The organism is Burkholderia sp. AU32262, assembly GCF_020419985.1.
In the GTDB taxonomy this organism is placed as follows: domain Bacteria; phylum Pseudomonadota; class Gammaproteobacteria; order Burkholderiales; family Burkholderiaceae; genus Burkholderia; species Burkholderia semiarida.
This window is the reverse complement of record NZ_JAIZRS010000017.1, coordinates 40616-53122: the sequence shown is the minus strand read 5'-3', so window position 1 is coordinate 53122 and position 12507 is coordinate 40616. Positions and strand designations below refer to the sequence as shown.

General features: G+C 67.6%; 13 protein-coding genes and 1 pseudogene. 4 read left to right on the top strand and 10 right to left on the bottom strand.

Annotation, left to right across the window (positions count from 1 at the left end; translation table 11 throughout):
- Nucleotides 1-9: 9 nt before the first annotated feature.
- Nucleotides 10-482, top strand: a pseudogene (gene trmL, locus LGN10_RS20885) (tRNA (uridine(34)/cytosine(34)/5-carboxymethylaminomethyluridine(34)-2'-O)-methyltransferase TrmL).
- A 33-nt stretch (nucleotides 483-515) separates the two neighbouring features.
- On the opposite strand, the gene LGN10_RS20880 reads toward trmL, so the two are convergent.
- The 5 genes from LGN10_RS20880 to LGN10_RS20860 form a co-directional block, all read right to left on the bottom strand.
- Complete coding sequence (locus LGN10_RS20880; protein ID WP_059642699.1) at nucleotides 516-1040, bottom strand: O-acetyl-ADP-ribose deacetylase; 525 nt, start codon at nucleotides 1038-1040, stop codon at nucleotides 516-518.
- A gap of 109 nt (nucleotides 1041-1149) precedes the next feature.
- On the bottom strand, nucleotides 1150-2148 hold the full coding sequence (locus LGN10_RS20875) for an NAD(P)H-dependent glycerol-3-phosphate dehydrogenase (RefSeq protein WP_059642703.1): 999 nt from the start codon (nucleotides 2146-2148) through the stop codon (nucleotides 1150-1152).
- Between the two features lie 26 nt (nucleotides 2149-2174).
- On the bottom strand, nucleotides 2175-2666 hold the full coding sequence (gene secB / locus LGN10_RS20870) for a protein-export chaperone SecB (RefSeq protein WP_059576108.1): 492 nt from the start codon (nucleotides 2664-2666) through the stop codon (nucleotides 2175-2177).
- A 107-nt stretch (nucleotides 2667-2773) separates the two neighbouring features.
- Nucleotides 2774-3034, bottom strand: a complete 261-nt coding sequence (grxC, locus tag LGN10_RS20865) for a glutaredoxin 3 (RefSeq protein ID WP_006477722.1) — start codon at nucleotides 3032-3034, stop codon at nucleotides 2774-2776.
- Entirely contained in the window at nucleotides 3031-3453 is a 423-nt protein-coding gene (locus LGN10_RS20860; RefSeq protein WP_040142128.1) for a rhodanese-like domain-containing protein, read from the bottom strand. The genes grxC and LGN10_RS20860 overlap by 4 nt, the downstream gene beginning before the upstream one ends.
- 135 nt (nucleotides 3454-3588) lie before the next feature.
- Here LGN10_RS20860 and gpmA point away from each other — a divergent pair, with 135 nt between their 5' ends.
- The 3 genes from gpmA to LGN10_RS20845 all read left to right on the top strand — a co-directional run bounded on the left by gpmA (nucleotide 3589) and on the right by LGN10_RS20845 (nucleotide 7013).
- Nucleotides 3589-4335 carry a 2,3-diphosphoglycerate-dependent phosphoglycerate mutase gene (gpmA, locus tag LGN10_RS20855; RefSeq protein ID WP_060966616.1) on the top strand — a complete coding sequence of 249 codons (747 nt, stop codon included), beginning with the start codon at nucleotides 3589-3591 and terminating at the stop codon, nucleotides 4333-4335.
- Between the two features lie 267 nt (nucleotides 4336-4602).
- Nucleotides 4603-6156 (top strand): S41 family peptidase, encoded by a 1554-nt coding sequence (locus LGN10_RS20850; RefSeq protein WP_060966615.1) that lies wholly within the window; start codon nucleotides 4603-4605, stop codon nucleotides 6154-6156.
- 104 nt (nucleotides 6157-6260) lie between these two features.
- A complete protein-coding gene (locus LGN10_RS20845) occupies nucleotides 6261-7013 on the top strand; it encodes a HesA/MoeB/ThiF family protein (protein WP_226224906.1) in 753 nt (250 codons plus the stop codon).
- Between the two features lie 96 nt (nucleotides 7014-7109).
- On the opposite strand, the gene ptsP is transcribed toward LGN10_RS20845, so the two are convergent.
- From ptsP to gshA, 5 genes are all read right to left on the bottom strand, one after another.
- Nucleotides 7110-8882, bottom strand: coding sequence for a phosphoenolpyruvate--protein phosphotransferase (gene ptsP / locus LGN10_RS20840; RefSeq protein ID WP_060312566.1), 1773 nt, complete (start codon nucleotides 8880-8882; stop codon nucleotides 7110-7112).
- 201 nt (nucleotides 8883-9083) lie between these two features.
- The gene (locus LGN10_RS20835) at nucleotides 9084-9353 is read right to left on the bottom strand and encodes an HPr family phosphocarrier protein (protein ID WP_006477716.1); all 270 of its coding nucleotides are present in this window, start codon (nucleotides 9351-9353) and stop codon (nucleotides 9084-9086) included.
- Nucleotides 9354-9426: 73 nt separating this feature from the next.
- The gene (locus LGN10_RS20830) at nucleotides 9427-9903 is read right to left on the bottom strand and encodes a PTS sugar transporter subunit IIA (RefSeq protein WP_059576100.1); all 477 of its coding nucleotides are present in this window, start codon (nucleotides 9901-9903) and stop codon (nucleotides 9427-9429) included.
- Between the two features lie 231 nt (nucleotides 9904-10134).
- Nucleotides 10135-11091: a glutathione synthase gene (gshB, locus tag LGN10_RS20825; protein ID WP_059642711.1), complete on the bottom strand. Its 957-nt coding sequence runs from the start codon at nucleotides 11089-11091 to the stop codon at nucleotides 10135-10137.
- Between the two features lie 27 nt (nucleotides 11092-11118).
- Nucleotides 11119-12408 (bottom strand): glutamate--cysteine ligase, encoded by a 1290-nt coding sequence (gshA, locus tag LGN10_RS20820; RefSeq protein WP_059576095.1) that lies wholly within the window; start codon nucleotides 12406-12408, stop codon nucleotides 11119-11121.
- Nucleotides 12409-12507 lie beyond the last annotated feature (99 nt).

The following is a 12507-nucleotide window of genomic DNA, read 5'->3' as shown; positions in this document are numbered from 1 at the left end:
AACCGAAACATGTTCAACGTCGTCCTCGTCGCCCCCCCGAAATTCCGCCGAACACCGGCAACGTGATCCGCCTGTGCGCGAACACCGGCGCGCACCTGCACCTGATCGAGCCGCTCGGCTTCCCGCTCGACGACGCGCGGATGCGCCGCGCCGGCCTCGACTATCACGAGTATGCGCAAATGCGCGTGCACCGCGACTGGGACGCGTTCGTCGCCGCCGAAGCGCCCGATCCCGCGCGGATGTTCGCGTTCACGACGCGCGGCTCGGGCCGCTTCCACGATCATGCGTTCCTGCCCGGCGACTGGTTCGTGTTCGGCTCGGAAACGCGCGGCCTGCCCGCCGAGCTGCTCGACCGCTTCCCGAACGAACAGCGCGTGCGCCTGCCAATGCGGCCGGACAACCGCAGCCTGAACCTGTCGAACACGGTCGCGGTGGTCGTGTTCGAGGCGTGGCGCCAGGCCGGCTTCGAAGGCGGCGCGTGACGCTCGCTGGCGCAATCCGCGGCGCGGAGCCCGTCAGGTTCGCGCGAGCCGCGCGCGGTACAGGTCGTAGATGTCGGGGGAAAAGCACGCGAACACCACGCGGGCGAGATTCGGCGCCTGCGCGAGCATCTCGGCGACGGTGCCGACCGCGATGTCGACGGCGGCTTCGGCCGGATAGCGGTAGACGCCGCAACTGATCGCGGGAAACGCGATCGACGTCGCGGCCACTTCTTCGGCCAGCTCGATCGCGCGCCGGTAGCACGACGCGAGCAGCTCGGCCTCGCCGCGCGCGCCGCCGTGCCAGACGGGCCCGACCGCGTGGATCACGTAGCGCGCCGGCAACCCGTGGCCGCGCGTGAGCTTCGCGTCGCCGGTGTCGCAGCCGCCGAGCGTGCGGCACTCGGCGAGCAGGCCGGGGCCGGCCGCGCGGTGGATCGCGCCGTCGACGCCGCCCCCGCCGAGCAGCGAGCCGTTCGCGGCGTTGACGATCGCATCGACGTCGAGCGTCGTGATGTCGACGAGCTGTGCATCGAGCGTGGTGGAATGGATCTGCAGCATGACAACCTCGCGGAACGCGGGAGACCGTTCAAGCGTAGCCCGCTTTTTGGCGCCGCGCGCCCGGCGCAATCGTGCCGGGCGATCCGGTCGCGCGCGACGCGGACCGCGCCTATTCGGCGCGCGCGTCGCGGCGCAGCAGGCCGCTCACGGCGTCGCGCGGCGCGATGCCGTCGAACAGCACGCCGCATACGGCTTCCGTGATCGGCATTTCGATCGACTGCGCGCGCGCGAGCGCCAGCACGGCCTGCGCGCAGCGCACGCCTTCGGCCACGTGGCCGAGCGCGCCGAGGATGTCGTTCAGCGTGCGGCCGGCCGCCAGTTGCAGGCCGACCGTGCGGTTGCGCGACAGGTCGCCCGTCGCGGTCAGGATCAGGTCGCCGAGGCCCGTGAGCCCCGTGAAGGTTTCCGCGCGGCCGCCGAGCGCCACGCCGAGCCGCGACATTTCGGCGAGGCCGCGCGTGATCAGCGCGGCGCGCGCGTTCAGCCCGAGGCCGAGGCCGTCGGAAATGCCGGTCGCGATCGCCAGCACGTTCTTCACCGCACCGCCGACCTCGACGCCGACCACGTCGTCGCCCGTATAGATCCGCATCGCGCCGTGATGGAACGCGGCGAGCGTGCGCTCGCGGCATTCGGCCGACGCGCTCGCGACCGTCAATGCGACGGGCAGCGACTGGCCGACCTCGCGCGCGAAACTCGGGCCCGACAGCACGCCGTTGCTCCGCTGTTCGGGCAACTCGGCCGCGATCACCTGATGCGGCAGCAGATGCGTGTCGGCCTCGAAGCCCTTGCAGACCCAGACGATGTGCGCGGGCACGCAGCCTGCATCGCGCATCGCGTGACACAGCGTGCGCAGTCCGGCCACCGGCGCGGCGATCACGCACAGCGCGTCGTGAGCGGCGCCGTGCGCGAGCGCGGCGCCGAGATCGGCGTCGTAGCGCAGCGCATCAGGCAGCGCGATGCCGTCCAGATAACGGGAATTTTCGTGCCGGGCCTGCAGCCCGGCGATGAGCGCGGCGTCGCGCGCCCACAGAAGCGTATCGTGCCGCGCGGCCAGATGGCCCGCGAGCGCGGTGCCCCAGGCACCGGCGCCGAGAACGGCTACTTTCATACCCAGCACCGGTCCGGAGTGAAACGTCAGTTCAGCGTCGTGCCGTTCGGCGCACCGTTCGCGCCTGCCGCGGCGCCGGCCTGCTGCTGAAGCTGCGCGAGACGCTGCTCGTACAGCGCCTGGAAGTTGATTTCGGCCAGGTGGATCGGCGGGAAGCCGGCACGCGTGATCGCGTCGGCGATGTTCGAGCGCAGGTACGGGAACAGGATCGTCGGGCACGCGATGCCGACGAGCGGGTCGAGCTGTTCGTCCGGAATGTTGCGGATGTCGAAAATGCCGGCCTGCTTCGCTTCGATCAGGAACGCGACCTTGTCCTTCACCTTCGCGGTGACGGTACCCGACACGATGACTTCGAACACGCTTTCCGCGAGGCGGTCGGCCTTGACGTCGACTTCGACTTCAACCGACGGCATGTCCTGCTCGAGGAAGATCGCCGGCGAATTCGGCTGCTCGAGCGACATATCCTTCAGGTAGACGCGCTGGATGTTGAAGAACGGTTGGTTTTCGACGTCGGACATGGTGTTTCCCTAAAAGTGGTGACGGGGCGGCCCGGCTGTTCGCCGGCCGCCACGGATGTATCGTGCGCGCCCAAGCCGCGGCGCGGCCGGCGGCCATTCTGCCCTAATCAGGCCGCTTGCAGAAGCGGCACGAGGCCGCCTTCGCGGTCGAGCTTCGACAGATCGTCGTAACCGCCGACGTGCGTGTCGCCGATATAGATCTGCGGGACCGTGCGGCGCCCCGTGCGCGTCATCATTTCCTCGCGGCGGGCCGGATCGCGATCGATCAGCACCTTTTCGATCTGCTCGACGCCGCGCAGCTTCAGCAGGCGCTCGGCCTGCATGCAATACGGACACACCTGCGTGCTGTACATCAAAACCTTGTTCACTTCGCCACTCCTTGTTTGACGACCGGCATCCCGGCCTGCTGCCAGGCGGCCACGCCGCCTTCGAGCACGTGCACCTCGGCGTAGCCCGCCGCCTCGACCTCGCGCGCCGCCTTCTGCGACTGCTGGCCGTTCTGGCAGACGAGCAGCACCGGGGTGCTCTTGTTCTTCGCGACCTGCGCAATTTTCGCGCCGATCTCGCCCGCGGCGACCTGACGCGCCGACGGCAGATGGCCGGCCGCGAAATCGGACGGCGCGCGCAGGTCGATCACGACCGCGTTGCGACGATTGATGAGCTGCGTCGCCTCCGCGGCCGACAAGCCGCCGCGGCCGCGGCGCAGCGCCGGCCATGCAAGCAGGCCGCCGGAAACCAGCAGGATCGCGATAAGGGCCAGGTTCGTGTAATTGGTAAAGAACGTCACGGAATGTCGCCGGAAAAGAGAAATCGGATGAGGACAATCCTGCCATTATAAAATAACCGTCTTGCGCGATGGCGGGCCCGAACCGGGCGCCGCGCGACGCGCCCCGCTTCCCTCTCACTACCGACCGCAAGATCCATGTACAAACTCGTTCTCATCCGCCACGGCGAATCGACGTGGAACAAGGAAAACCGCTTCACCGGCTGGGTCGACGTCGACCTGACCGAACAGGGTCGCAACGAAGCCTACCAGGCCGGCGAATTGCTCAAGGAGGCCGGCTACACGTTCGACATCGCGTACACGTCGGTACTCAAGCGCGCGATCCGCACGCTGTGGCACGTGCAGGACAAGATGGACCTGATGTACCTGCCGGTCGTCCACTCGTGGCGCCTGAACGAGCGCCACTACGGCGCGCTGTCGGGCCTGAACAAGGCGGAAACGGCCGCGAAGTTCGGCGACGAGCAGGTGCTCGTGTGGCGCCGCAGCTACGACACGCCGCCACCCGCGCTCGAGCCGACCGACGAACGCGCGCCGTTCGGCGACCCGCGCTATGCGAAGGTGCCGCGCGAGCAACTGCCGCTCACCGAATGCCTGAAGGACACGGTCGCGCGCGTGCTGCCGCTGTGGAACGAGTCGATCGCGCCCGCGGTGCGCGCCGGCAAGCAGGTGCTGATCGCCGCGCACGGCAACTCGCTGCGCGCGCTGATCAAGTACCTCGACGGCATCTCGGACAGCGACATCGTCGGCCTGAACATCCCGAACGGCGTGCCGCTCGTGTATGAACTCGACGAGAACCTGAAGCCGATCACGCACTATTACCTCGGCGACCAGGAAGCGATCGCGCAGGCGCAGGCCGCCGTCGCGAAACAGGGCAAGGCGGGCTGACGCCCGTCGCGGCGGGCGGCCCGCGTCCCGGCGCGGCCGTCCGTCCGCGCTTCGGGCCGCGGCCCGCACGCCGCGCGAACCTTCGCGGCCCTGCCGCGGTCGAATCCGCTTTCGAACTCCGCTGCGCGCCCGGCGGCGCCCTGCCGGGCCCTCAGCGGCCGTTGCGGCGCTTTTCGCGCCGTTCCACTGAGTTATCGGACGAACAGTTATACTTGTCCGCTACATCCCCGCTACCGCCACGCGCTTCCCGACCGCACCCGACTCTCTATGCGAATGAATTTGAAGAACATCGGCCTGATTGCCGCGGGCCTCGCCACGGGCGTATTCGCCACGCTGCAGGTTTCCGCATCGGCCGAGCAGACCGCCACGGCGCCGCTTCCCCTCGACCAGCTCCGCCTGTTCGCGGAAGTATTCGGGCAGATCAAGCGCGAGTACGTCGAGCCGGTCGACGACAAGAAGCTGCTGACGGCCGCGATCAAGGGCATGGTGTCGAGCCTCGATCCGCACTCGTCGTTCCTCGACAAGACCGACTATGACGAGCTGCAGGAGCAGACGAAGGGCCGTTTCGCGGGTCTCGGCATCGAGATCTCGCAGGAAGACGGCCTCGTCAAGGTGATCTCGCCGATCGAGGACACCCCCGCGTTCCGCGCCGGCATCCGTCCGGGCGACCTGATCACGCGCATCAACGACAAGCCGGTGCGCGGCATGACGCTCGACAAGGCCGTCAAGCAGATGCGCGGCGAGCCGGGCACCAAGGTCACGCTGACGATCTTCCGCAAGAGCGACGACCGCACGTTCCCGGTCACCGTCACGCGCGCGATCATCAAGGTCCAGAGCGTGAAGATGAAGATGCTCGATCCGGGCTACGCGTATATCCGCATCACGAGCTTCCAGGAGCGCACGACGCCCGATCTCGCGCAGAAGCTGCAGGACATCGCGCGCCAGCAGCCGAACCTGAAGGGCCTGATCCTCGACCTGCGCAACAACGGCGGCGGCCTGCTGCAGAGCGCGGTCGGCGTGGCCGGCGCGTTCCTGCCGCCCGACTCGGTCGTCGTGTCGACCAACGGCCAGATCCCCGATTCGAAGCAGGTCTACCGCGATACGTACGACAACTATCGCCTGCCGTCCTTCGACGGCGATCCGCTGAAGAACCTGCCGCCCGTCTTCAAGACCGTGCCGATGATCGTGCTGACGAACGCATATTCGGCGTCCGCGTCGGAAATCGTCGCCGGCGCGCTGCAGGATTCGAAGCGCGCGCAGATCATGGGCAAGACGACGTTCGGCAAGGGTTCGGTGCAGACGGTGCGCCCGATGACGGCCGACACCGCGCTGCGCCTGACCACCGCGTACTACTACACGCCGAGCGGCCGTTCGATCCAGAACAAGGGCATCACGCCGGACGTGCCGGTCGATCAGTACGCGGACGGCGATCCGGACGACGTGCTCGTGACGCGCGAGGTCGACTACACGAACCACCTCGCGAACACGCAGGATCCGAACGAGAAGAAGGAACAGGAAGAGCGCGAGCAGCGCCGGATGGATCAGCTGCGCGTGCTCGAAGAGCAGAACGACAAGAAGACGCCGGAACAACGCCAGAAGGATCGCGATCGCAAGCCGATCGAGTTCGGCAGCGCCGACGACTTCATGATGCAGCAGGCGCTCAACAAGCTCGAAGGCAAGCCGGTCCAGGAATCGAAGTCGCTGCTCGCCGAGAGCACGACGAAGAGCCCGGCCGCGAAGGCTGCCGCGAGCGCGAAGGCATCGGGCGCGAGCGCCGCGAAGCCGGCTTCCGCACCGAAGCCCGCCTCCGCGCCGAAGTAAGCGCCGGCCGGCATCCGACGGGCCATCGCGGGAAGACCGCGATGGCCCGTTTTTCATGCGCGCCTAAAATAACGAACGTCCGCCCGCCTCGCCCACGACTGCCCATGAACGACGATCAACTCCTTCGCTACTCCCGCCACATCCTCGTCGACGAAATCGGCATCGAGGCGCAGCAGCGCTTTCTCGACGCGCATGCGATCGTCGTCGGCGCGGGCGGCCTCGGCTCGCCCGCCGCGATGTACCTCGCGGCGTCGGGGGTCGGCACGCTCACGCTCGTCGACGCCGACACGGTCGACCTCACGAACCTGCAGCGGCAGATCCTGCACGTGACGGCATCGGTCGGGCGCAGCAAGGTCGAGTCGGGACGCGACGCGCTGGCGCAACTGAATCCCGAGGTGAAGGTGAACGCGGTCGCGGCGCGCGTCGACGATGCATGGCTCGACGCGCACGTGCCGCACGCGAGCGTCGTGCTCGACTGCACCGACAACTTCGCGACGCGGCACGCGATCAACCGTGTGTGCGTCGCGCACGGCGTGCCGCTCGTGTCGGGCGCCGCGCTGCGCTTCGACGGCCAGATCAGCACGTTCGACTTCCGCGACGCGGCCGCGCCCTGCTATGCGTGCGTGTTCCCGGAAGACCAGCCGTTCGAGGAAGTCGCGTGCGCGACGATGGGCGTGTTCGCTCCGACCGTCGGGATCATCGGCGCGATGCAGGCGGCCGAGGCGCTGCGCGTGATCGGCGGCATCGGCAAGACGCTCAACGGGCGGCTGATGATGCTCGATTCGCTGCGGATGGAATGGACGACGATGAAAATCGCGCGCCAGGCCGATTGCCCCGTGTGCGGCGGGCGGCACTGACGCGCGCATCACGCACGCGCCGGACCGCGTATGCGTGACACTTCGCTACAGTTCGCGGCCAGCGGCGGCTGAACGCCCAAGCGCGCCCAAGCTTGCCTAGGCGGCCGCGTCCGCGCGCGGCTCGGCGACCGACAGCCGCTGCAGCGCCGCCTGCACTTCTTCCGGCTCGAACGCGGCCAGCACGTCGGCCGTCGGCTTTTCGAGCGCCTTCAGGTGCGCGCGCAGGATCTCCTGCTTCACGACGAGCAACTGGCTCGGATGCATCGAGAACTCGGTGAGCCCCATCCCGAGCAACAGGCGCGTGAGCGCCGGATCGCCCGCCATCTCCCCGCACACCGACACCGACACGCCCGCGCGCTTCGCCTCGCGCAACGTGTACGCGATCAGATGCAGCACCGCCGGATGCAGCGGATCGTACAGATGCGCGACCGCGTTGTCGGCGCGATCGATCGCGAGCGTGTACTGGATCAGGTCGTTCGTGCCGATCGACAGGAAATCGAAGCGCTTCAGGAACAGCGGCAGCGCGATCGCCGCGGCCGGGATCTCGATCATCGCGCCGATGCGCACGTTCGGATCGTACGCGAGCCCCGCGTCGTCGAGCTGGCGCTTCGCCTCGCGGATCAGGTCGAGCGTCTGGTCGATCTCCTGCGCGTGCGCGAGCATCGGGATCAGGATCTTCACCTGGCCGAACGCGGACGCGCGCAGGATCGCGCGCAACTGCGTGAGGAACATCTGCGGCTCGGACAGGCTCCAGCGGATCGCGCGCAGCCCGAGCGCCGGGTTCGGCGCCGTTTCGTAGCCTTCGTCGAGCGCCTCGAGCGGTTTATCGGCGCCGACGTCGATCGTGCGGATCGTCACCGGCATGCCCTTCATCCACTCGACGGCCCGCTTGTACGCGGCGAACTGCTCCTCCTCTTCCGGCATCTCCTTCTGATGCATGAACAGGAACTCGGAGCGGAACAGGCCGACGCCGACCGCGCCGGCCTCGACGGCCGCCTTCGCGTCGTCGGGCAGCTCGATGTTCGCGTACAGGTCGATCTTCGTGCCGCACAACGTTTGCGTCGGCGAGAACTTCAGGCGCTGCAGCTTGCGTTGCTCCAGCAGCTTCTCGGACTGGCGGTACGAATATTCCTCGAGGACGATCGGCGCCGGATCGACGATCACGATGCCCGCGTCGCCGTCGACGATGATCAGGTCGTCCTGGCGGATCAGCGCACTCGCATGCTGGACGCCGACCGCGGCCGGAATGCCGAGGCTGCGCGCGACGATCGCGGTGTGCGACGTGCGCCCGCCGAGATCGGTGACGAACGCCTGGAACGACTGCGTCTTGAACTGCATCATGTCGGCCGGCGCGATGTCGTGCGCGACCACGATCATCTCGTTCGTGCCGTTCCTGGCCGCGCCGTCGAGCGCCTGCGACGCCGACGGCGCACCGGCGAGCGCCTTCAGCACGCGCTCGACCACCTGCTCGATGTCGGCCTTGCGCTCGCGCAGGTATTCGTCCTCGATGTCGTCGAAATGGCGCGTGAGCAGCTCGAGCTGCTCGGTCAGCGCCCATTCGACGTTGTAGCGGCGCGTGCGGATCAGGTCGATGGTTTCCTGCACGAGCATCTCGTCGCTCAGGATCATCGTGTGAACGTCGATGAAAGCGCCGACTTCGCTCGGGGTGTCGTCGGTCAGGTCGGCGCGCAGCGCTTCGAGCTCGCGGCGCACGACGTCGAGCGCCGTGCGGAATCGCTCGACTTCGGCGTCGATCTGGTTGGCCTCGATCAGGTAATGGGCGACGTCGAGCGCCGCCGGCGCGATCAGATACGCTCGCCCGATCGCGATACCTCGTGAGACGGGAATGCCATGCAGCGTGAAGGACACGCGCACCTCCTCTGTACAAGTAAAGCCGCGGCACACTGCTGCGATGCGCTTATGACCCCGGTTAGCGATTATAAATTCCGCGACTCCCTGCTGACTGCATGCACCGCAGCATTGCGCATTTCGCATCAATGCTTCCGACGAAAAAAATGCCGCGAAACCCGCGGCATTCTCAGTCGAAACGGCAACGATCGCGCGCGGCGATCACTGACCTTCGCCGAACTTGTCGGCGATCAGCTTCAGCAGCGCGTCCATCGCTTCCCGCTCGTCGGGCCCTTCGGTCTCGATCGTCACGGTGCTGCCGATACCGGCCGCCAGCATCATCACGCCCATGATGCTCTTCGCGTTGATCTTGCGCCCGTTGCGTGTCATCCAGACTTCCGACTGGAAGTTGCCGGCCAGTTGCGTGAGCTTGGCCGATGCGCGCGCATGGAGCCCCAATTTATTGACGATGGTGGTTTCTTGTTGAAGCATGATTCTCGGTCGGGTCGGTCGGGACCGCCGGCGGCGCGCGCCGGCGGGTCGGTCTAAAACGGAAAACGGATGCTCAGTGCGATTCGCTCGGGGTACGCGGCTGCGGTTCGGGCGGAATCGGCGCGCACTGGCCGCAGCCGGTTTCCGTCGGCGGCGGCGGCGTGCCGGACGACACCTCGTGCACGCCCTTCGCGCCGCCGGACAGCGCCTTGTCGACCAGCTTGTCGAGCGGCACGGTGCGATAGCAGACGGCCCGCACGAGCATCGGCAGGTTCACGCCGGCCAGCACGCGCACGTTGTCGAGCTTCGCGAGCTGGCCCGCGATGTTCGCGGGCGTCGCGCCGTACATGTCGGTCAGCACCACGACGCCGTTGTCTTCGCGCAGCCGCGCGAGTTCCGCGTGCGCAAACGCCATCACCTGGGCCGGATCGCTGTCGGCCATCACGTCGATGCAGCCGATGCGGGCGGGCACGCCGCCGTAGATGTGCGCGATGCAGTCGCGCAGCGCGGTGGCGAGCGGGGCGTGCGCGATGATCAGGATCCCGGCCATGTCAGATCGCTCCCGGCCGCCCCTGGCGGGCCGATACCCCGCGGCGGGGCAATGAGCGTAGCGAGTGTGGGGAACGTTTCATGTTCAGCCTTGCAACAGTATCGGCCCGACCGCCGGGCCTTCGGTGCGCCGATCACGGCACCGGGCAAGCGGGCATTGTAGCAGGCCGGTCAAGCGGCTCCGGCGACGGGGGACCTGCGCGGCCGCCGCCGGGGTTGCACGGGCGGCGGCCTACGCGGCCGCACGCTCCAGCGCGTCGATGAACATCGCGGCGACGTCGAAGCCCGTCTGCTCCATGATCTCGCGGAAGCACGTCGGGCTCGTGACGTTCACCTCGGTCAGCCAGTCGCCGATCGCGTCGAGACCGACCAGCAGCAGCCCGCGCGACGCGAGCACGGGCCCGAGCGTCGCGGCGATCTCGCGGTCGCGCTCCGTCAGCGGCTGCGCGACGCCGAGGCCGCCCGCGGCGAGATTGCCGCGCACCTCGCTGCCTTGCGGAATCCGCGCGAGCGAATACGGCACGGGCTCGCCGCCGATCAGCAGGATGCGCTTGTCGCCGGCCTTGATCTCGGGAATGAACTTCTGCGCCATCACCGAGCGCGTACCGTCGTGGCTCAGCATCTCGACGATCGAGCCGAGGTTCATGCCGTCCGGCTTCACGCGGAACACGCCCATCCCGCCCATCCCGTCGAGCGGCTTCAGGATCACGTCGCCGTGCTCGGCGTGGAACGCGCGCAGCCGTTTCGCGTCGCGCGTGACGAGCGTCGGCGCGACGAACTGTGGAAACTCGCCGATCGCGAGCTTCTCCGAGTGATCGCGGATCGACTGCGCCTTGTTGAACACGCGTGCCCCCGCGCGCTCGGCCAGCTCGAGCAGCCACGTCGACGTCACGTATTCCATGTCGAACGGCGGATCCTTGCGCATCAGCACCGCGCCGAACGATTCGAGACGGCGCGCGTCGACCGGGCCCGCGTCGAACCAGGTGTCGCGATGCAGGTCGTCCAGTTCGCCGACGAACGCGATGCGCCGCACGTCGGCCTCGACCGCCGAGCCCGTCCACGCGAGGTGGCGCGGCTCGCACGCGTACACCGCATGCCCGCGCCGGGCGGCCTCCGCCATCATCGCGTAGGTCGAATCCTTGTAGATCTTGAAATGCTCGAGCGGGTCGGCGATAAAAAGAATGTCCATGCGGGTCCTGTACGTAGCGAAGGTCCGTTACACCTGGATGGCTTCGGGGTCGGTCTTTTCCAGTTCGATCGACGACGCGATCAGCGACAGCCGCGCGACGACGCCGTACATGTAGAAACGGTTCGGCGGCGCGGCGCCCGGCTTGGCGCCTGCATCCGGCAGCGCGGTGTGCTCGAAGCCGAGCGGCACGTAGTGCATGCCGGGCGCGTTCAGGTTCTGGTCGCGCTCGCGGCCGCCGTGCGTACGGTAGAAGCCGCCGACCACGTAGCGGTCGATCATGTACACGACCGGCTCGGCCACTTCGTCGCCGACGCGCTCGAACGTGTAGACGCCTTCCTGCACGATCACGTCGCGCACCGCGAGGCCGGCCTTCGATTCGGCCATCTGCGCGCGCTCGGCCTTCGTCATGCGGCCGATCTCGGCCGCGTCGTGCACGGTCATCACGCCACGGCCCGCGGTGCCCGCGTCGGCCTTCACGACGACGTACGGCTTCTCGCTGATCCCGTATTCGCGATACTTGCGCGCGATCTTCTTCAGCACGCCGTCGATCGCGTCGGCGAGCGCCTGCTCGCCTTCATGCGCCTGCCAGTCGACGCCTTCCACGTGCGCGAAATACGGATTCACCATCCACGGATCGACGCCGACCATCTTCGCGAACTTCTTCGCGACGTCGTCGTAGCACGCGAAGTGCGTCGACTTGCGGCGCACGGCCCAGCCCGCGTGCAGCGGCGGCAGCAGGTATTGCTCGTGCAGGTTTTCCAGCACGGCCGGGATGCCGGCCGACAGGTCGTTGTTCAGCAGGATCGAGCACGGATCGAAATTCTTCAGGCCGAGGCGGCGCTGCGAACGCTCGAGCGGTTCGAGCACGATCTTCTGGCCGTCGGCCAGCGTGATCGGCGTCATGTCGGTGATGCCGGGGTCGAGCGAGCCGAAGCGCACGTTCAGGCCGGCCTGGCGCATGATCGTCGCGAGACGCGCGACGTTTTCCAGATAGAACGCGTTGCGGGTCGGCAACTCGGGAATCACGAGCAGATTCTTCGCGTCCGGGCAGATCTTCTCGATCGCGGCCATCGCGGCCTGCACGGCGAGCGGCAGCACTTCGGACGGCAGATTGTTGAATGCGCCGGGAAACAGGTTCGCATCGACGGGCGCCAGCTTGAAGCCGGCATTGCGCAGGTCCACCGAACAATAGAACGGCGGGGTGTGTTCCTGCCATTCGAGCCTGAACCAGCGTTCGATCGCAGGCGTCGCGTCGAGGATCTTCTGCTCGAGTTCGAGCAGCGGACCGTTCAACGCGGTAACGAGGTGGGGAACCATGAATCACTCGCGAGCGGGAGAATGAAGATTGTAGAGCAATTGCCCTGCCCATTTGGGGATTGTTCCCGGCTTCACAAGGATTATGGAGGCAGTTTTCGG

Coding starts and splice junctions, on each gene's coding strand:
- LGN10_RS20880 (WP_059642699.1), bottom strand. CDS start 1,040: ATGCTGCAGATCCATTCCACCACGCTCGATGCACAGCTCGTCGACATC.
- LGN10_RS20875 (WP_059642703.1), bottom strand. CDS start 2,148: ATGAAAGTAGCCGTTCTCGGCGCCGGTGCCTGGGGCACCGCGCTCGCG.
- secB (WP_059576108.1), bottom strand. CDS start 2,666: ATGTCCGACGTCGAAAACCAACCGTTCTTCAACATCCAGCGCGTCTAC.
- gpmA (WP_060966616.1), top strand. CDS start 3,589: ATGTACAAACTCGTTCTCATCCGCCACGGCGAATCGACGTGGAACAAG.
- LGN10_RS20850 (WP_060966615.1), top strand. CDS start 4,603: ATGCGAATGAATTTGAAGAACATCGGCCTGATTGCCGCGGGCCTCGCC.
- LGN10_RS20845 (WP_226224906.1), top strand. CDS start 6,261: ATGAACGACGATCAACTCCTTCGCTACTCCCGCCACATCCTCGTCGAC.
- LGN10_RS20835 (WP_006477716.1), bottom strand. CDS start 9,353: ATGCTTCAACAAGAAACCACCATCGTCAATAAATTGGGGCTCCATGCG.
- LGN10_RS20830 (WP_059576100.1), bottom strand. CDS start 9,903: ATGGCCGGGATCCTGATCATCGCGCACGCCCCGCTCGCCACCGCGCTG.
- gshB (WP_059642711.1), bottom strand. CDS start 11,091: ATGGACATTCTTTTTATCGCCGACCCGCTCGAGCATTTCAAGATCTAC.
- gshA (WP_059576095.1), bottom strand. CDS start 12,408: ATGGTTCCCCACCTCGTTACCGCGTTGAACGGTCCGCTGCTCGAACTC.